The 18,728-nt window shown below is 71.7% G+C and carries 17 protein-coding genes; 13 read left to right on the top strand and 4 right to left on the bottom strand.

The annotated features are described in order from the left end of the window. Window positions 1–149: 149 nt before the first annotated feature. Window positions 150–2,360, bottom strand: a complete 2,211-nt coding sequence (locus EDF40_RS09805; RefSeq protein WP_123339383.1) for an NADP-dependent isocitrate dehydrogenase — start codon at window positions 2,358–2,360, stop codon at window positions 150–152. A 193-nt stretch (window positions 2,361–2,553) separates the two neighbouring features. Here EDF40_RS09805 and EDF40_RS09800 point away from each other — a divergent pair, with 193 nt between their 5' ends. Then, window positions 2,554–2,919, top strand: coding sequence for a hypothetical protein (locus tag EDF40_RS09800; protein WP_148053817.1), 366 nt, complete (start codon window positions 2,554–2,556; stop codon window positions 2,917–2,919). Window positions 2,920–3,048: 129 nt separating this feature from the next. Next, window positions 3,049–4,740 (top strand): sodium:proton antiporter, encoded by a 1,692-nt coding sequence (locus EDF40_RS09795; RefSeq protein WP_123339381.1) that lies wholly within the window; start codon window positions 3,049–3,051, stop codon window positions 4,738–4,740. A 33-nt stretch (window positions 4,741–4,773) separates the two neighbouring features. Here the strand turns inward: EDF40_RS09795 and EDF40_RS09790 are convergent, their stop codons facing one another. Then, window positions 4,774–5,268: a hypothetical protein gene (locus EDF40_RS09790; RefSeq protein WP_111083592.1), complete on the bottom strand. Its 495-nt coding sequence runs from the start codon at window positions 5,266–5,268 to the stop codon at window positions 4,774–4,776. 161 nt (window positions 5,269–5,429) lie between these two features. Between EDF40_RS09790 and EDF40_RS09785 the strand changes: the two genes are divergently transcribed. The 7 genes from EDF40_RS09785 to pucL all read left to right on the top strand — a co-directional run bounded on the left by EDF40_RS09785 (window position 5,430) and on the right by pucL (window position 12,376). Then, the gene (locus tag EDF40_RS09785; protein ID WP_123339380.1) at window positions 5,430–6,500 is read left to right on the top strand and encodes a M23 family metallopeptidase; all 1,071 of its coding nucleotides are present in this window, start codon (window positions 5,430–5,432) and stop codon (window positions 6,498–6,500) included. Window positions 6,501–6,642: 142 nt separating this feature from the next. After that, window positions 6,643–7,902 carry a hemolysin family protein gene (locus EDF40_RS09780; protein WP_123339379.1) on the top strand — a complete coding sequence of 420 codons (1,260 nt, stop codon included), beginning with the start codon at window positions 6,643–6,645 and terminating at the stop codon, window positions 7,900–7,902. A gap of 114 nt (window positions 7,903–8,016) precedes the next feature. Next, the gene (locus EDF40_RS09775; protein ID WP_123339378.1) at window positions 8,017–8,928 is read left to right on the top strand and encodes a helix-turn-helix transcriptional regulator; all 912 of its coding nucleotides are present in this window, start codon (window positions 8,017–8,019) and stop codon (window positions 8,926–8,928) included. 40 nt (window positions 8,929–8,968) lie between these two features. Beyond that, complete coding sequence (locus EDF40_RS09770; RefSeq protein WP_123339377.1) at window positions 8,969–9,751, top strand: class I SAM-dependent methyltransferase; 783 nt, start codon at window positions 8,969–8,971, stop codon at window positions 9,749–9,751. A gap of 182 nt (window positions 9,752–9,933) precedes the next feature. Further along, entirely contained in the window at window positions 9,934–10,416 is a 483-nt protein-coding gene (locus EDF40_RS09765; RefSeq protein WP_123339376.1) for an FBP domain-containing protein, read from the top strand. A 239-nt stretch (window positions 10,417–10,655) separates the two neighbouring features. Continuing rightward, entirely contained in the window at window positions 10,656–11,453 is a 798-nt protein-coding gene (gene uraD, locus EDF40_RS19605; protein ID WP_221180463.1) for a 2-oxo-4-hydroxy-4-carboxy-5-ureidoimidazoline decarboxylase, read from the top strand. Window positions 11,454–11,458: 5 nt separating this feature from the next. Continuing rightward, complete coding sequence (gene pucL / locus EDF40_RS09750; RefSeq protein WP_123339375.1) at window positions 11,459–12,376, top strand: factor-independent urate hydroxylase; 918 nt, start codon at window positions 11,459–11,461, stop codon at window positions 12,374–12,376. Here the strand turns inward: pucL and EDF40_RS09745 are convergent. Together EDF40_RS09745 and EDF40_RS09740 are read right to left on the bottom strand one after the other, a co-directional pair. Continuing rightward, complete coding sequence (locus EDF40_RS09745) at window positions 12,373–13,779, bottom strand: nucleobase:cation symporter-2 family protein (protein ID WP_260212643.1); 1,407 nt, start codon at window positions 13,777–13,779, stop codon at window positions 12,373–12,375. The genes pucL and EDF40_RS09745 overlap by 4 nt on opposite strands. 178 nt (window positions 13,780–13,957) lie before the next feature. Next, a complete protein-coding gene (locus EDF40_RS09740) occupies window positions 13,958–14,944 on the bottom strand; it encodes an aldo/keto reductase (RefSeq protein ID WP_123339374.1) in 987 nt (328 codons plus the stop codon). A gap of 142 nt (window positions 14,945–15,086) precedes the next feature. Here EDF40_RS09740 and EDF40_RS19210 point away from each other — a divergent pair, with 142 nt between their 5' ends. The 4 genes from EDF40_RS19210 to EDF40_RS09720 all read left to right on the top strand — a co-directional run bounded on the left by EDF40_RS19210 (window position 15,087) and on the right by EDF40_RS09720 (window position 18,569). Next, window positions 15,087–15,353 carry a hypothetical protein gene (locus EDF40_RS19210; RefSeq protein WP_123671343.1) on the top strand — a complete coding sequence of 89 codons (267 nt, stop codon included), beginning with the start codon at window positions 15,087–15,089 and terminating at the stop codon, window positions 15,351–15,353. Next, window positions 15,350–16,900, top strand: a complete 1,551-nt coding sequence (locus EDF40_RS18880) for an FAD-binding oxidoreductase (protein WP_185002944.1) — start codon at window positions 15,350–15,352, stop codon at window positions 16,898–16,900. The genes EDF40_RS19210 and EDF40_RS18880 overlap by 4 nt, the downstream gene beginning before the upstream one ends. A gap of 145 nt (window positions 16,901–17,045) precedes the next feature. Next, window positions 17,046–17,678 carry a YdeI family protein gene (locus EDF40_RS09725; protein WP_123339372.1) on the top strand — a complete coding sequence of 211 codons (633 nt, stop codon included), beginning with the start codon at window positions 17,046–17,048 and terminating at the stop codon, window positions 17,676–17,678. Between the two features lie 9 nt (window positions 17,679–17,687). Further along, window positions 17,688–18,569, top strand: a complete 882-nt coding sequence (locus EDF40_RS09720; protein WP_123339371.1) for an aldo/keto reductase — start codon at window positions 17,688–17,690, stop codon at window positions 18,567–18,569. The last annotated feature ends 159 nt before the right edge of the window (window positions 18,570–18,728 follow it).

Genomic DNA, 18,728 nt, shown 5'->3' with positions numbered 1-18,728 from the left:
ATCGCGGCGCGAGATGCCGAGATTTCGGAACCTCACGGGACGCGACAGGGCGGGGGCAGGGCCGGGCGGGCGGGGTGGACGCGCGCCGCGACGGACGGGAGGCCCGGTGCCAGCTGGCACCGGGCCTCCCGTCCGTCAGGTGCGTGCGTCTAGAGCGCGGCGAGCGTCGCGTTCAACGTGGCGGACGGGCGCATGACCGCGCTCGTCTTGGCGTCGTCCGGGCGGTAGTAGCCGCCGATGTCGGCCGGGTGCCCCTGCACGCCGTTCAGCTCCTCGACGATCTGCTGCTCCTGCGCGTCGAGCTTGCCCGCGATCTCGGCGAACGACGCGGCGAGCTCGGTGTCCGTCGTCTGCGCCGCGAGCTCTTCGGCCCAGTACTTGGCCAGGTAGAAGTGGCTGCCGCGGTTGTCGATCGAGCCGAGCTTGCGGCCCGGGGACTTGTCCTGCTCGAGGAAGGTCCCGGTGGCACGGTCGAGCGTCTCACCGAGGATCTTCGCCCGCTCGTTGCCCGTCACGCCGGCGAGGTGCTCGAGGCTGACCGCCAGGGCCAGGAACTCGCCGAGGCTGTCCCAGCGCAGGTAGTTCTGCTGCACGAGCTGCTGGACGTGCTTCGGGGCGGAGCCGCCGGCACCGGTCTCGAACAGCCCACCGCCACCGAGCAGCGGGACGACGGAGAGCATCTTCGCCGAGGTGCCGAGCTCCATGATCGGGAACAGGTCGGTCAGGTAGTCACGCAGGACGTTGCCCGTGACGGAGATGGTGTCCTCGCCGCGGCGGATGCGCTCGAGCGAGAAGCGCATGGCGTCCTCGGGCGAGAGGACCTCGATCTGCAGGCCCTCGGTGTCGAGCTCGCCCAAGTACTGGCGGACCAGACCGATCAGGTTCGCGTCGTGTGCACGGGTCTCGTCGAGCCAGAACACGGCCGGGGTCTCCGAGGCGCGAGCACGGGTGACGGCGAGCTTGACCCAGTCGCGGATGGCGACGTCCTTGGTCTGGCAGGCGCGCCAGATGTCACCGGGCTCGACGTCGTGCTCGATGACGACGTCGCCGGCGGCGTTCGTCACACGGACGACGCCCGCACCGGGGACCTCGAAGGTCTTGTCGTGCGAGCCGTACTCCTCGGCCTTCAGCGCCATGAGGCCGACGTTCGGGACCGAACCCATCGTCGACGGGTCGAAGGCACCGTTGACGCGGCAATCGTCGATCACGGTCTGGTAGATGCCGGCGTAGCTCGAGTCCGGGATCACGGCGAGGGTGTCGTGCTCGTCGCCGTCCGGGCCCCACATGTGGCCGGAGGTGCGGATCATCGCGGGCATCGAGGCGTCCACGATGACGTCGCTCGGGACGTGCAGGTTCGTGATCCCCTTGTCCGAGTCGACCATCGCCAGCTCGGGACCCGCGGCGATGCCGTCGGTGAAGGCCTGCTTGATCTCCGCGCCGTTCGGCAGGGCGTCGAGTCCCGCGAGGATCGAGCCGAGACCGTCGTTCGGGGTGAGCCCGGCGGCGGCCAGGTCGGCACCGAAGCGCTCGAACACCGACGGGAAGAACGCCTTGATGACGTGGCCGAAGATGATCGGGTCGGAGACCTTCATCATCGTCGCCTTGAGGTGCACGGAGAACAGGATGTCCTCGGCCGCGGCGCGCTGGATCTGGTCCTGCAGGAAGGCCTCGAGCGCTGCGACGTGCAGCACGGTGCCGTCGACGACCTCGCCCTGCACGACCGGGATCGACTGCTTGAGGACCTGGGTCTCGCCACCCTCGGCGACGAACGTGATCGTCAGGACGTCGTCGGCGGGGGCGATCCAGGACTTCTCGTTCGAGCGGAAGTCGTCGACGCCCATCGTGACGACGTTCGTCTTCGAGTCGCCGCTCCACGCACCCATGCGGTGCGGGTGCTTCCGCGCGTAGTTCTTGACGGACAGGGGAGCGCGGCGGTCGGAGTTGCCCTCGCGCAGCACGGGGTTGACGGCGCTGCCCTGGACGCGGCCGTAGCGGGCGCGGGCGTCGCGCTCCTCGTCCGTCTTCGGCTCGTCGGGGTAGTCGGGCAGGTCGTAGCCCTGGGACTGCAGTTCCTTGATCGCGACCTTGAGCTGCGGGATCGACGCCGAGATGTTCGGCAGCTTGATGATGTTCGCCTCGGGGGTCTTCGCGAGCTCGCCGAGCTCGGCCAGGGCATCGTCCACGCGCTGCTCGTCGGTGAGCCGCTCCGGGAACTGGGCGATGATCCGGCCGGCGAGCGAGATGTCGCGGGTCTCGACGTCGACACCAGCGGTGCCGGCGAAGGCCTGGATGACCGGGAGGAAGGAGTGGGTGGCGAGGAACGGCGCCTCGTCCGTGAGGGTGTAGATGATCTTGGCCATGCTGGCGGGTACTCCCTTGTTCGACCGTCGGTACGTCCACGCTACTCGTGGTGCGGGATGTCTCGACATCAAGATACATGGTCCGGCCTGCGTCCGGCAGGTACTCGGCAGACGTCCTGGATGCGCACTGTCGGCTCATAGGAACGCTCGGTGGACTGGTCTTCCGCAGTTCCAGAGCCGCAGGAGGGCGATCATGGCGACGACACGAGTGACACCGGAGGACTTCGGGTGGACCGCGGAGGACCTCCGCTCGGCCTACGCCTCGGACGGCAGTGGCCCGTACCGGTACGCGCCGGATGGCAGCGGACCGTTCTCGTACGACGACGACGGTTCCGGTCCGTGGCTCGTCGGGCCGGAACCGCGCCGGGGGCTGGCACGGTTCGCCCCGCGCGACCGCGGTGGACGCTCCCGACTCCGCCGCATCGGCACAGCGGTGAGCGCCGGGGCCCTGGCGCTCGTGCTCGCCGTCGGCAGCGTCGCAGTCGTCGCCCACACCGCCCCGCCACACCCCTCGGTCCAGGCGGGAGCAGTCCACAGCGCCGGACCCGACGGGACCTGATCGCGCGCACGGTGCCGGTTCCATCACGTGGTGCGAGGTTGACCGCCGGGTGCGCGCCTGCTGCGCCGCACGGAGCCGTCAACCGCGCACGGAGTGACGACGCACGCACGGTGATGCCACGCTGGACCGGTGACCGAACTCCTCGTCGTGGGCGTCATCGCCCTGATCGCCATCGCCGGTGCCGCCGTGCTCGGGCCCCGCATCGGGGTCGCGGCACCGCTCGTGCTCGTCGTCGTCGGGATCATCGCGAGCCTGCTGCCGTTCATCCCGGACGCGAAGATCGAGCCGGAGTGGATCCTCGCCGGGGTGCTGCCGCCGCTGTTGTACTCGTCGGCGGTGTCGATGCCGTCGATGAACTTCCGGCGCGAGTTCGGCGCCATCAGTGGCCTGTCGGTGCTGCTCGTCATCGCGTCGAGCCTGGTGCTCGGCCTGTTCTTCGCGTGGGTGGTGCCGGACCTCGGGTTCTGGTGGGGGATCGCCCTCGGTGCGATCGTCAGTCCCACCGACGCCGTCGCCACCTCGATCGTCAAGCAGACCTCGGTGTCGCGCCGGGCGATCTCGATCCTCGACGGCGAATCGCTGCTCAACGACGCCACCGCGCTGGTGCTCCTGCGCACGGCCATCTTCACCGCTGGTGCATCGTTCTCGTTCTGGGGTGCGCTCGGCGACTTCGCCCAGGCCGTCGCCATCGCCGTGGTCATCGGCTGGTTCGTCGGCTGGTTGAACGTGTTCGTCCGCGCCCGGGTGCCGAACGCCGCGGTGAACACGGCGCTGTCCTTCGCGGTGCCGTTCGTCGCTGCTCTGCCGACCGAGCACTTCGGCGGGTCCGGGCTCGTGGCCGCGGTCGTCGCGGGGCTGTTCACCGGCATCGTCGGGCCGCGCAAGCTCCCGCCGGGGCACCGACTGTCGGACGCGCAGAACTGGCAGACCATCGAGCTCGTGCTCGAGGGCGCGGTGTTCCTGACGATGGGGCTCGAACTCGCGAAGATCCTCGGCGACGTGCAGCGGGAGCACGCGGGCATCGGTCCCGCGCTGCTCATCGCGGTCGGCGCCCTCGTGCTCACCGTGCTGGTGCGGGCCGCGTACGTCGTCCCACTGCTGTTCGCGCTGTCGGCAGCCGCCAAGCGCGGAGAACGGATGCAGGAACGCTTCGCCGAGATGCACGCCGGCGACCGCGACGCGATGAGCGACGTGATCCGCGAGCACCGGCCGGGCAACCGGGCGCCCTCGGAGCGGGAACTCGACCGGTTCACGACACGCGTCCGCCGCACCCTGGCGGACATCGCGTACTACACGAAGGCGCCGCTGGGCTGGCGCGAGGGCACCGCCGTGGTCTGGGCCGGCATGCGTGGGGCGGTGACCGTCGCCGCCGCGCAGACCCTGCCCGAGGGGACGCCGCAACGATCGCTCCTGGTGTTCATCGCGTTCGCGGTGGCCCTGCTCTCACTCGTGGTCCAGGGCGGCACGATCGGCCCGCTGCTCCGACGGATCGCCGCCCCCGCACCCGACACGTCGGCGCGGGACACCGAGGAGCGCAAGCGGCTGCTCGAGCTCATGCGGACGGCGGCCGAAGACGTCCCCGGCACTCGCGAGGCCGGCCCTCGAGCGCGCGAAGAACTCGAGGCAGCCGACCCGGCCGAGCTCCGGGCGTGGATGGGACGCGAGAAGGCCCGACGACTCGCGGTGCTCGAGGCGCAGCGTGCGGCGATCCTCGACGCCCGCGACGACGGTTCCTTCGACGCCGAGGTGCTCGAGTCGATGCTGCAGAACCTCGACGCCGAGCAGATCGCCCTCGAGCTCCGTGGGGCACCTGCCCGCTGACGACGGCCAGCCGATCAGGCCCGGTCTGGCCGATCAGGTACCGATCGACACCCGGAACACCCGGACGCCGGCCGCCCGGAGTGCTGCGAGCCCGAGCCGCATCCGCATGCTGCGGAACGGCCGCTCGAACCCCGACGGCGCGGACGCGGCATCGATCTGGTGGAGCACCTCGGACGTGAGGGTGCGCTCGACCTTGGGCGCAAGCCGTGTCAGTCCCGAGACCGTCACCACGATCCGGACGGCGTGCGGCACGAGCAGCGGATCGATGAGCTCGGCTGCTGCCTGCGCACGGTGGAACGCGGGGTCGTCACCGGGGCGCCGGATCGCGATGACCGCGAGTTCAGCGTCCCAGGTCTCCTCGGGGTCCGGCAGGTCGTCGACCCCGATGACCCGCATGCGTGCGGCGTCGATGCCCGCGCGCACCGCGGCGGCGCGGAGCACGGGCAGGAGTTCCTGGGTGCCGGCGAGCACGACGTCGGCGGTGCCGAGGTCGACCTGCGCGGGCCGCTCTCGCGGCGATCGGGCCATGGTGCGGGTCCTTCCGTCGCTTTCCCACGACGCTACCGATGTCGGACGGTCGGGGGACGTCGGGGCCCGCGGTGATCAGGTGCCTCCCAGCCCCGCGGTAACGAAAAGATCACGGTGGGGCCTGTACAAAGCGACAGAGTCGTGCAGAATGGTGGGCGGCCATGACGACTGCACCCGAACTCGACCAGCACCCGGAGACCCCGGTGGTGCACCTGTCCCGTCGCGCTGCCCTCGAGGCCGAGCGCGCCGCAGCCCGGAAGCCCCAGCGCCGAGCGGACAAGCCGGAGAAGCCGGAGAAGCCCGCCAAGGTCGCGAAGCCGGCCAAGGCAGTGAAGGTCGCGAAGCCCGCCCGGTCGGCGAAGTCCGCCACGGCAGCAACGGTCGCGAAGCCCGTCGGCCGCCGCGCCACCGCAGCCCGCGCGACGACCGAGCACGTCGACACCCGCATCACGCGCGTGGTCCGCCGCCCCGCTGCCACCGTGACGAGCGTCGCGAAGGCCCCACGGGCCTCCCGGTCCGGTCGTGCCGGACGGATCACCCTGACCAGCGCGGCTGCGGCGATCGCGATGTTCGCCGCCTCGGCGATGCCCGCCCACGCCAGCGCCGGCACCTCGATGGCGACCTCGACCATCGCGCCGATCGTGCGCACTCAGGACTACGCGGTCACCCAGGCGGTCACCGCGACCGGGCTCGACCGCGACGGGTTCACCGTCGGCGGCGGTACGACGCGCCGGATCGTCACCACCGGCGGCACGGCCGACACGAGTGGCATCGCGGGCGAAGCCGTCTCGTACGGCGGCGCGGTCCGCTCCCCGTTCCCCGGCCCGGTGCAGATGAGCTCGGGCTTCGGCTACCGCTCGGCACCGTGCGGCGCGTGCTCCTCGCTGCACCAGGGCCTCGACTTCACGCCCGGCATGGGCACGGCCATCGGTGCCGTCGCCGCGGGCACCGTCCGGATCTCGGGCACGTACTTCTCGTACGGCAACGCCGTGATCATCGACCACGAGATCGACGGCCGCCAGGTGTCGACGCTCTACGGGCACATGATCCCGGGGTCGTCGCCGCTCAAGGTCGGCGACCAGGTCGAGGCCGGCGAGTTCATCGGACTCGTCGGGTCCTCCGGCGTCTCGACCGGTGCGCACCTGCACCTCGAGGTCCTGATGGACGGCGTGACCCCGATCGACCCCGAAGCGTGGCTCGAAGCCCGCATCGGCCGCTCGCTGACGACGTAGCCCTCGACACCACCCACCCCGGACGCACAGCAGACGTCGAGCGCTGGTGGGGTGACGTCCCAGCTGTCCTGTGCAGACTCACAGGCATGGACGATCACCACAGACCGCCCGCCCGTCGTCGATCCGAGGAAGCTGCCCGCTGATGGGCGCCGACACCTGGATCGCCTTCGGGCTCGTCATCCTCTTCGTGCTCGTCGGCGGGGTCTTCGCCGCCGCCGAGATCGCACTCGTCTCGCTCCGTGAGTCGCAGCTGCAGCAGCTCGAACGCCGGGGCTCTCGTGGCCTGCGGGTCGCCGAACTCGGGCGTGACCCGAACCGGTTCCTCGCGGCCGTGCAGATCGGTGTGACCGTCGCCGGGTTCTTCTCCGCCGCGTACGGCGCCTCGTCGATCGCGCCGGACGTCGCACCCGTGTTCACCGGGCTCGGACTCGGCCAGGGAGCCGCCGAGACGGTCGCTCTCGTGCTGATGACCCTCGTCATCGCCTACCTGTCGCTCGTGTTCGGCGAGCTCGTGCCGAAGCGACTCGCCCTGCAGCGCGCCGAGGGCTTCTCGATGCTCGTCGCACCGACCCTCGACCGCTTCGCCACCCTGATGCGCCCGGTGATCTGGGTGCTTTCGGCTTCGACGAACCTGGTCGTCCGTGCACTCGGTGGCGACCCGAACGCCCGCAGCGAGTCGATGAGCACCGAGGAGCTCCGCGGCCTCGTCGACGAGCACACCGGCGTCGACGAGCAGGGCCGCCGGATCGCCCGGAGTGCGCTGGACGCCGGTGACCGGATCCTGCGCGAGTCGATGCGCCCCTGGTACGACGTGTCCACGATCGACGCCGCGCTGACCATCGCCGAGGCCACCGACCACGCGATCGAGGTCGGGCACACCCGGTACCTCGTGACCTCCGGCGGACGCGACGAGGTCGACGGCTTCGTGCACCTCCGCGACCTGCTCCGTCCGAGCGACCCGTCCGCACCGGTGTCGACTCTGGTGCGCCCGGTGCTCGCACTGCCGGAGACGAAGTCGCTGTCGAGCGCGATCGCGGACATGCGGACCGACGGGCACCAGATCGCCCTGGTCGTGGACGAGTACGGCGGCAGCGCGGGCATGGTCACGCTCGAGGCGCTGCTCGAGGACCTCGTCGGCAGAATCCGCGACGAGTACGACGAACCCACGGCCGAGCACGACGGCGTGGACGGGTCCACGGTGCTCGAGGACCTCGTCGCCGACGGCGGTCCGGCGCTGCCCGACGGTGACTACGAGACCGTCGGCGGCCTCGTGCAGGTCCACCTGGACCGCGTGCCGGAGGTCGGCGACGTCGTCGCCGCCGGCGGGCACCGCCTCGAGGTGACCGCCATGGACGGTCACCGCGTGGCGCGCGTGCGGATCACGGCCGACGTCACGCTCTGAACTCCGCGCAGCTGACCTGGAGGCCCGTGGCGGCGCCGCCACGGGCCTCCCGTCCGCCCGGCGGGTACCGCCAGTGCCTGCCGGACGGACAGCGCCGCCACGTACGCTCTCCCCATGGGTATCGACGTGCGCAACGAGATCCGCGACTTCCTGTCCTCCCGGCGAGCGCGGCTCACCCCCGAGCAGGTCGGCATGCCGTCGTTCGGCGGCGGGGTCCGACGCGTCCCCGGGCTACGGCGGCACGAGGTCGCGATGCTCGCCGGCGTGAGCGTCGACTACTACACGCGGCTCGAGCGCGGATCGCTCAAGGGGGTCTCGGACAGCGTGCTCGAGGGCCTCGCGAGCGCCCTGCAGCTCGACGAGGACGAGCGCGTCCACCTGTGGGACCTCACCCGACTGGCGAACTCCGGCGTCAAGACGATGCACCGCACCGTCCCCACGCGGGTCCGTCCCGGCGTCCAGCGCCTGCTCGACGCCATCACCGGAGCGCCTGCCTGGGTGCGGAACGAACGCGGTGACGTCGTCGCGACGAACGAGCTCGGTCGCGCGCTGTACTCGCCGATGTTCGCCGGCCCGGGGCGCCCCGTGAACACCGCACGCTTCACGTTCCTCGACCCCGCGGCCCGAGACTTCTTCCCGGACTGGGCGCAGACCGCGAAGGACGCCGTCGCCGTGCTCCGGGCAGCCGCGGTGTCGAACCCGTGCGAGCCCGGACTCATCACCCTCGTCGGGGAGCTCTCCACGCGCAGCGAGGAGTTCCGCGGCTGGTGGGCCGCGCACGACGTCCGACTGCAGCGCGCCGGCGGGAAGCGCATCGACCACCCGATCGTCGGCGAGCTGCGCCTGGCGTACGAGGCGCTCGACCTGGTCGCCGACCCCGGCCTGACGTTGTTCACGTACTCGGCCGAGCCGGGCAGCGAGTCCGAGCGGTCACTGGCCCTGCTCGGCACCTGGGCCGCGACGGAACGGGCCGAGCAGTACGCGGCCCTGCGCGCGACGGAGTCCGAGTCCGAGTCGGTCGACTGAACCGCTGGTCGGGCCGGTGCACTGTTCGTAGGCTGGGGCCGTGACGAGGACGACGGACGGATCAGCGGGGGACGCCGACTACGCCCGCATCGGCCAGGACTACCGGCAGTACCGCCGCCCCGAACCGACGTTCGCCCGGGCAATCGCAAAGGCCCTCGGCGACGCCCGCACCGTCCTCAACGTCGGTGCCGGTGCCGGATCCTACGAGCCGACCGATCGCGACGTCACGGCCGTCGAACCCTCGGCGTCGATGCGCGCCCAACGACCGGACACCCTGTCGACGGCGATCGACGCCACCGCCGAGGACCTGCCCTTCGACGACGACACGTTCGACGCCGCGATGACGACGTTCTCGGTGCACCAGTGGGGCGACCTCGAGCGCGGGCTGGCCGAGCTGCGCCGGGTGACCCGGGGTCCGATCGTGATCCTGACGTGCGACCCGGCCCGCGTCGAGGACTTCTGGCTCGCCGAGTACGCACCAGAGGTGATGGCGACCGAGGCCCGGCGCTACCCCGCGCTCGACCGCATCGCCGCCGCACTGGGCGACGACACCGTCACGAACACCCCGCTGCCGATCCCGTTCACGTGCGTCGACGGCTTCTCCGAGGCGTACTACGCCCGGCCGGAGCGCCTGCTCGACCCCGGCGCCCGGAAGGCGAACTCGGCGTGGAGCTTCATCGACGAGCTCACCGCACGGCGATCGGTGGCCGCACTCCGGGCCGCGCTCGACTCCGGCGAGTGGGACCGGCGGCACGGGGCGCTGCGGATCCGGCCGACCTACGAGGGCGCCCTCGTCCTGGTGACGGCCGTCCCCGCCGCTTGACACGTCGACGTAGGCTGTTGGAGTGAGCTTCCAGGAGGTGGTCGGCGCCCGGAGCGCCGGCATCAGGGCGTGAGGCCCCCGGTCGTGCCCGCAGGCACGGCCGCCCTCGTCGAACCCTGACCTCCTCCCGCCCGGTGCGGTGTGCGTCCGCACGCCCCGGGCCCGCTCGAAAGCGATGCACCATGCTCCCCATCACGGAGAAGACCCTCCGCACGTCCTTCGTCAACGCCTCCCGCAAGGAGACGACCGACATCACGCTGCCCGCCGACTTCGAGGCGATCGACTGGGACGCGCTCGACTTCCTGGGCTGGCGCGACCCGAAGATCGGTCGGCGTGCGTACGCCGTCGTGCCGACGCTCGAGGGAACGCTCGTCGGCATCGTGTTCCGGCAGGCCGAGGCCTCGTCGCGCTCGCGCGCTCAGTGCTCGTGGTGCCAGGACGTGAAGCTGCCGAACGACGTCGTGTTCTACAGCGCGAAGCGGTCCGGCAAGGCGGGGCGGAACGGCGACACCGTCGGCACGCTCGTCTGCCAGGACTTCCAGTGCTCGCGGAACGTCCGGAAGCTTCCGCCGCCCGCCTACGAGGGCTACGACGTCGAGGCCGCGCGCCTGCGGCGCATCGAGGACCTGCAGCTGCGGGCCGCGTCCTTCGCCACGGAGGTCTGAGCCGCCGGCGTCCTCGGAAGACGCCGCCGAGTCAGCGAGACGCCGCCGGATTCGGGGGCGCGTCGCGCTGACGCCGGCGTCTCGCGTCCGCAACGCGACGGACGCCGGACGGGAGGCGCGGGGCGGGGCCGCCACGGGCCTCCCGTCCGGCAGACGCGAGCGTTTCAGGGCCGCGGGCCGCGTTGCGGGGGAAACCGCCCGGTAACGCGGGTGAAACGGTCGTTCCGTAGCCTCGGCACATGGACCTCGGCGACCTCGACGACGCGACCGCCCCCGACGCTGCCGTGGTGATCCGGGGATGGGCCGACGTGCCCGCGTGGGTCGACGCCCTGGTGGCCGCGCGCCCGTTCGGCACGGTGTCGGCGCTGCTCGATCGAGCGCGAGTCGAGTCGGCGTCGTGGGGTGCGCCGGAGCTCGACCACGCCCTCGCGCAGCACCCGCGGATCGGTGAGCGGACGACCGATGCCTCATCGGCTCGCGAACAGTCGTCGATGCGCAGCGCCGGCGACGAGGTGGCCGGCCGGATCGCCGACGGCAACGCCGCGTACGAGCAGCGGTTCGGGCGGGTGTTCCTGGTGCGGGCCGCCGGACGGACGCCTGAGGAGCTGCTGGCCGAGCTCGACCGGCGCCTCGCGGGCGACCCGGCGGTCGAGACGCGCGAGGCCGCCGCTGCGCTGGCCGACATCGCGCTGCACCGCATCCGTGCGACCTTCGCCGTGCCGCACCTGACCACGCACGTGCTCGACGCCACCACCGGCACCCCGGCGGTCGGCGTCGGCCTGACCCTCAGCACCGTGGACGGTGACGTCGTCGCGACCGGCTCGACCGACGCCGACGGCCGCGCGGCGCTCGGCCCCGACGTGCTCGAGCGCACCGACCACGTGCTGCGCTTCGACACCGGCCCGCACTTCGCCGCTGCCGGGGTGCCGACCTTCCACCCGTTCGTGACCGTGGCGTTCCGCGTCACGGGCACCGAGCACCTGCACGTCCCGCTGCTGCTGAGCCCCTTCGCCTACAGCACCTACCGAGGGAGTTGACCGCCATGTCGGAGACCTCCGTCCACCTGGGACCGAACAAGTACGGCAAGGCCGAGAACCGCCTGGTCCGCGTGACCCGGCACGGCGACCGGCACGAGATCGCCGACCTGACCGTGACGTCGCAGCTCATCGGCGAGGCGTTCGCCGGGTCGTTCACCAGCGGCGACAACTCCCGGATCGTCGCGACGGACACCCAGAAGAACACCGTGTTCGCCCTGGCGAAGGAGCACGGCGTCGGCGCCCCGGAGGACTTCCTCGCGCTGCTCGCCGACCAGTTCACGAGCGAGTTCGACTGGGTCGAGGGCGGGCTCTGGCAGGCCGAGGTGCACCCGTGGGAACGCATCACGGTCGACGGGCAGCCGCACGACCACTCGTTCCGCCGCACCGGCACCGGGACCCGTCTGGCGACGGTGCACGTCGAGGGCGGCGAGCGCCACGTCACCGGCGGCGTCAAGGACCTGGTCGTCCTGAAGTCGACCGGGTCCGAGTTCCACGGGTTCCCGCGGTCGCGGTTCACGACCCTGCCGGAGACGACGGACCGCATCATGGCGACCGAGGTCACGGCGCGGTGGCGGTACCTGCCGTCCGCCGTCGCAGCGGGGATCGACTACGACCACCTGTACGAGGAGGTCGTCGCCGTGATGCTCGAACAGTTCGCCACGGTGCACTCGCTCGCCCTGCAGCAGACGCTGTGGGAGATGGGGCGGGCGGCGATCGAACTGCGGCCCGAGCTCGCCGAGGTGCGGTTCGCGATGCCGAACAAGCACCACTTCGTCGTGGACCTGTCGCCGTTCGACCTGACGAACGAGAACGAGGTGTTCATCGCGGCCGACCGCCCCTACGGGCTGATCGAGGGGACGGTCGTCCGCGACGGCGTGGCCGAGGCGCCCCGTGCGTGGGAGCACCTGCCCGCCTTCGTCTAGGCCGAGGGCTCCTCGCGCGGCAGCGCGATCGGCGCCGTCGACCGCACCCCGTCGTACGAACCGACCGCCGGGTCCTCGCCGTACCGCTCGGCCACGGCGCGCGAGCCGAGCAGCAGGTTGAGCAGGATCGCCGCGACGGCGCCGGCCGAGATCCCCGAGTCGAAGACCAGCGTGAACCAGGTCGGGAACTGCCCGTAGATGTCCGGGGCGACGGTCGGCAGCAGCGCGATGCCGAGTGGCAGCGCCACCACGAGCACGTTCCGGTTGTCGAACCGCACCTTCGACAGCGTCCTGATGCCCGACGCCGCGACCATGCCGAACAGCGCGACACCGGCACCGCCGAGCACCGCGTGCGGGATCGCCTCGACCACCGCGGCCACCTTCGGCACCAGGCCGAGCACCACGAGGATGCCGCCGGCCGCCGTCGCCACGTACCGGGAGCGCACGCCGGTCAGTGCGACGAGCCCGACGTTCTGCGCGAACGCCGTGTACGGGAACGTGTTGAACACCCCGCCGACGACGGTGCCGAGTCCGTCCGCGCGCAGGCCGTCGGCGAGCGTGCGCTTCGACACGGGACGCCCGGTGACCTCGCCGACCGCGATCATGTCGCCGGTGGTCTCGGTCATGATCACGAGCCCGACGACGAGCATTGACACGATCGAGGCGAGGTCGAACGTCGGCAGCCCGAAGTGGAACGGCGTGACGAACGCGAACCAGCCCGCGTCGCCGATGCCCGACCCGTCGACCATGCCGGGGACGAACAGCGCCACGACCGTGCCGAGCAGCAGCCCGAACAGCACCGAGACCCGGGCGAGCCCCCGCGGCGCGAACCGTTCGACCAGGACGATCGCGAGCAGCACCCCGGCGGCGAACGCGACGTCGAGCGGGTCGGCAGCACCGTCCTTGCCGCCGTCGGTGACCCAGCCGGCGGCGACGCTCATGAGCGACAGACCGATGATGAGGATGACCGTGCCGGTGACGATCGGGGGGAACAGCCGGACGAGCTGCGCGAACCACGGTGCGACGACCACCATGAAGACGCCGCACGCGATCGTCGCCCCGTACACGGCGGTGATGCCGTGCTCGGTGCCGATCGCGATCATCGGGCCGACCGCGGCGAAGGTGACACCCTGCACGAGCGGCAGCCGGACTCCGAACCGCCAGAAGCCGACGGACTGCACGATCGTGGCGATGCCCGCGACGAACAGGTCGGCGCTGATGAGGAAGGCGAGGTCGGCGCTGTCGAAGCCGAGGGCCCCACCGACGATGAGCGGCACGGCGATCGCGCCCGCGTACATCGCGAGCACGTGTTGCAGGCCGAGCGGCAGGAGCCTGGCGAGCGGTGGGACGGAGTCGACGCCGTCCTCGGTCGGTGTCGCGCGCGGTGTCTTCGTGGTCGTCATGGCGTCCCCTTCGAGCGGTGGTTTCCCTGTGCTCCGGACGCTATGCACCCCGTGTTTCCCCGCGATGACGGGCGTGGGTCGCGTCGGTCACCGGACCAGCGCCCGAAACGCACGCCGAGACGGACAGGAGGCCCGTGGCGGATGCGCCACGGGCCTCCCGTTCCGAACGATGTCGCGTCTACCGACCGATGGTCGACATGTCGGGGTAGCGGTCGCCGGTCGGGACCGGGAGCGCCGACAGGCGCGTGACCTGGTCCGCGGTGAGGGTCAGGTCGGCGGCACCGACGTTCTCCTCGAGGCGCGACACGCGCTTCGTGCCCGGGATCGGCACGATGTCGTCGCCCTGGGCGAGCAGCCAGGCGAGGGAGACCTGTGCCGGGGTGGCTTCGGCCTCTGCAGCGATCTCCTTGACGGCGTCGACGATGCGCATGTTCTGCGCGAACGCCTCTTCCTGGAAGCGCGGGTTCGCCAGGCGGAAGTCGTCGGAGTCCAGGTCGGACGGCTTCGTGATCGCACCGGTCAGGAACCCGCGGCCGAGCGGCGAGTACGGCACCAGTCCGATGCCGAGCTCGCGCAGGGTGTCGAGCACCGCACCCTCGGGGTCGCGCGTCCACAGCGAGTACTCGCTCTGCAGCGCGGTGATCGGGTGGACCGCGTGGGCCTTCCGGATCGTCTCGGGTCCGGCCTCGGACAGGCCGATGTGCCGGATCTTGCCCTCCTGCACGAAGCCGGCGAGCTGCCCGATGACGTCCTCGATCGGGACGGCCGGGTCGACGCGGTGCTGGTAGTACAGGTCGATGTGGTCGGTGCCGAGGCGCCGCAGGGACCCCTCGAGGGCCTCGCGCACGGACTCCGGTGCGGAGCTGATGCCGCGTCCGGTGGCGGGCGTCTCCTCACCGGCGGTGTGGGTGATGAGGCCGAACTTCGTCGCGATCACGACGTCGTCGCGGCGGTCGGCGAGGGCCCGGCGGAGCAGGTCCTCGTTCGTGTAGGGGCCGTACGCCTCGGCCGTGTCGAACAGGGTGACGCCGAGGTCGATCGCGCGGTGGATCGTGCGGATCGACTCCGCGTCGTCGGTGCCGGCGCCCGTGTAGAAGGCGCTCATGCCCATGGTGCCGAGGCCGACGGGTCCGACCTCGAGGTCTGCGAGCTTGCGTGTCTGCATGGTGCAGGTCTACTCCGGGTGCACCGCTCGGAGGAAGGCACTGCCTGTGCCGGTCAGACACGGGCACCGTTCGTGTGGATCCTCCAAGGTCCACGCGGGCCAGCGCGGCGTAGACACGGCGGCGGTACGCTCGGAGGACGGGGTGGACGCCCCGGGACGGAAGGGGAACGTCGTGGTCGTCGTGTGGATCGTCATCGGAGTGGTCGTGGCCATCGCCGCGCTGCTCACCGTGCTCGAGGTGCAGAACCGCCGTCGTGCGAAGCTCCTCGCCCACCTCGAACCCGTCGACCCGACCCTCGGAGCCCGATCCCTCGCCGACGCCGAAGCGGCGCACTCGATGACCGAGGGCCTCGCGAAGTCCGCACACCCCGGCATCACCGGTGCCGGCGGCGGACTCGCCGGGTCGTGACGCACCGCCCGACCAGGCGGATCCTGCTCGCCGGAGGCGTCGGACTCGGGCTCGCCGGGGTGCTGGCAGCGTGCAGCCGGCCGAGCCCCGCTCCGTCAGGTTCGCCGCGACCGACCTCCAGCGGCTCCGCACAGCCGACGAGGACGCCTTCGAGCACGCCGACGCCCGGCGGCCCCGACTCGTGGGACGCCCTCGCCGCCGCCGTCTCCGGCACGGTGCTCCGGTCCGGGTCGAACGGCTGGGACAGCGCGCGCGTGCTCGAGAACCCGCGGTACGACGACGCCGACCCGCAGGGCATCCTGCGCGTCGCCGGGGTCGCAGACGTGCAGGCCGGTCTCGCGTTCGCGCGGAACACCCGCACCCCCGTCGCACTGCGAGCGGGCGGGCACTCGTACACGGGCTGGTCGGCCGGCGGCGCACCCGGGACCGACGTCCCGCGGTCGCTCGTGATCAGCACGCAGGACCTCGACGGCATCGAACTGCACGACGACGACACCGTCACGATCGGCCCGGGTGCGCAGCTCGGGGACGTCTACGCCGCGCTCGCGAAGGCCGGGCGGGCGATCGGCGCCGGTTCCTGTCCGACCGTCGGCATCGGCGGGCTCACCCTCGGCGGCGGGGTCGGCGTGCTCGTCCGCTCGTTCGGGCTGACCTGCGACCAGCTCACCGGCGTCACGCTCGTCACCCCGGACGGCGCCGTGCACGAGGTCTCGACGTCCACCGAACCGGACCTGTTCTGGGCCTGCCGCGGTGGGGGCGGTGGAACCGTCGGCGTCGTGACCGCACTGACGTACCGGACGCAGGCCGCGCCTCCCGTCCTGCTCTTCAGCATCACGTTCGCGTGGTCGGCCGCCTCGGCCGTGGTGCGCGCCTGGCAGGACTGGGCGCCCACCGCCGACCCGAAGCTGTGGTCGACGCTCAAGCTGCTGAACGGCAGTCGGCACTCCGCCCCGACGGTCACCGTGACCGGCGTGTGGACCGGATCGAAGACCGGCGCCGACACCTCCGTCGACGGTTTCATCGCCGCCACCGGTGCGAAGCCCCTCGTCCACACCGGGCGGGTGCTCACCTACGGCGCCGCGATGTCCGCGCTGGCGGGGAAGCCGCAGCGGGTGTCCGAGGCAGCGACGTCGTCGATCGGATCGGCGAAGCTCACCGACGCGCAGATCGACGTGCTCGTCGCCCAGGCGGCCGCGGCGGGCGACGTCGACGGCAACCTCGAGGGCGGGGTCGCGCTCGACGCCCTCGGCGGCGTCGTGGCGGACGTCGGCCGGACCGACTCGGCGTTCCCGTGGCGGTCCGCGCTCATGACCGTGCAGTACACCGCGGTCTTCGCCGACGGCGCGGACCCTGCACCGTTCGACGCGTACGTGCGGGGGTTCCGACGGGCGATGCGGCCGGCGTGGGGCGACGCGGCGTACGCGAACTACTGCGACGCGGCGATCACGGACCCGTCGGCGTACTTCGGGGACAACACCTCGCGCCTGCACCGCATCGCCGAGCAGGCCGATCCGACGGGCGTGCTCGACCAGCCGAACTGGGTCTGACGCCGCACGAGTCTCGGCCCGACGCACGCGAGTCTCGGTGTGAGCGACAGTTCTCGTGGCGCGCACCGCGAGAACTGTCGCCCACGCCGAGTCTCGGGCAGGAGCCGGGGCGACCAGCCCGCCGACCGCGTCCTACGATGACCGCATGGACATCGTCGACCTGGTGCTGCCGGACGTCGCTGCCTGGCGTGCTTGGCTCGACGCGCACGAGGGCGACGCCGACGGGGTGTGGCTCGTGCTCGCGAAGAAGGGCGTCACGGAGCCGACGACCCTGACCTATGACCAGGCGCTCGACGAGGCACTGTGCTCGGGGTGGATCGACGGCCAGAAGCGCGGTCGCGACGACGCCACGTTCCGGCAGCGGTTCACCCCGCGTCGGAAGGCCTCGCTCTGGTCGCAGCGGAACATCGGCCTGGTGGCGACGCTCGTCGCCGAGGGACGGATGCGGGACCGAGGCCAGGCGGAGATCGACCGCGCGAAGGACGACGGCCGGTGGGACCGCGCCTACTCCGGGGCCGCGGCGGCAACCGTGCCGGAGGACCTGCAGGCAGCGCTCGACGCGTCCCCGGCCGCCGCCGCGTTGTTCGCCGAACTGGACGCCACGAACCGGTACGCGGTGCTGCACCGGATCACGACCGCGCCGAGTGCGACGGCCCGGACGAACCGGCTGACCAAGCTCGTCACCGGCTTGGCGCGCGGCGAGACCCCGTACCCGCGTCCGGACCGGTCGGAGCACCGGGGGACACCGACTCAGGGACCGGCAACGCCTCGGGCGTAGACCGGGGACATGACCACTGGCACCGACACCACGAACCGTCCGGCCGCCGCCTCCGGCACCTTCCGCATCGGGGGCGACCTCGAGGTCCACCGCCTCGGCTACGGCACCATGCAGCTCACCGGCCCCGGAGTCTGGGGGCCGCCGAAGGACCACGACGAGGCCGTCCGCGTCCTCAAGCGCGCCGTCGAGCTCGGCGTCGACTTCTTCGACACCGCCGACTCCTACGGCCCCTACGTCGCCGAGGACCTGCTGCACGAGGCGCTCCACCCCTACGGCGACGACGTCGTCATCGCGACGAAGGCCGGACTCACCCGGACCGGTCCGAACGAGTGGCCGCCGGTCGGCCGTCCGGAGTACCTGCGGCAGGAGGCCGAGATGAGCCTCCGCCGTCTGGGCCTCGAGCGCATCGACCTGTTCCAGCTGCACCGCATCGACCCGAAGGTCCCGCTCGAGGACCAGGTCGGCGAGCTGAAGAAGCTGCAGGACGAGGGCAAGATCCGGCACATCGGCCTGTCCGAGGTGTCGGTCGACGACGTCAAGGCTGCCCAGGAGATCGCGACGATCGTCTCCGTGCAGAACCTGTACAACCTGCAGAAGCGCGACGCCGAGGAGCTCCTCGACTGGTCGACCGAGCAGGGCATCGCGTTCATCCCGTGGTTCCCGCTCGCGACCGGCGGGCTGACCGGCGAGGACTCACCGCTCACCGAGATCGCGTCGCGGAAGGGTGCTTCCCCGGCGCAGCTCGCCCTCGCGTGGCTGCTCAAGCGCTCGCCCGTCGTGCTCCCGATCCCCGGCACCTCGAGCGTCTCGCACCTGGAGGACAACCTGCAGGGCGCGACCATCGAGCTGACCGACGACGAGTTCGAGGAGCTGTCGAAGCTGGGTTCCTGACCCTTCGGTCGCGGACGCGACCGAACGGCGGACGGGAGGCACGGTGCCAGCTGGCACCGTGCCTCCCGTCCGTCTCCCGCGCTCTCCACCACCGCGCTTGCGCATGCATACGCGGTATGGGCATACTCGGTATGTCCATGGTGGACGAGAGACGGGGGA

It is taken from the genome of Curtobacterium sp. PhB170 (genome assembly GCF_003752345.1).
GTDB lineage: Bacteria > Actinomycetota > Actinomycetes > Actinomycetales > Microbacteriaceae > Curtobacterium.
The sequence above is the reverse complement of the archived record's forward strand: the minus strand, read 5'-3'. Positions and strand labels throughout refer to the sequence as shown.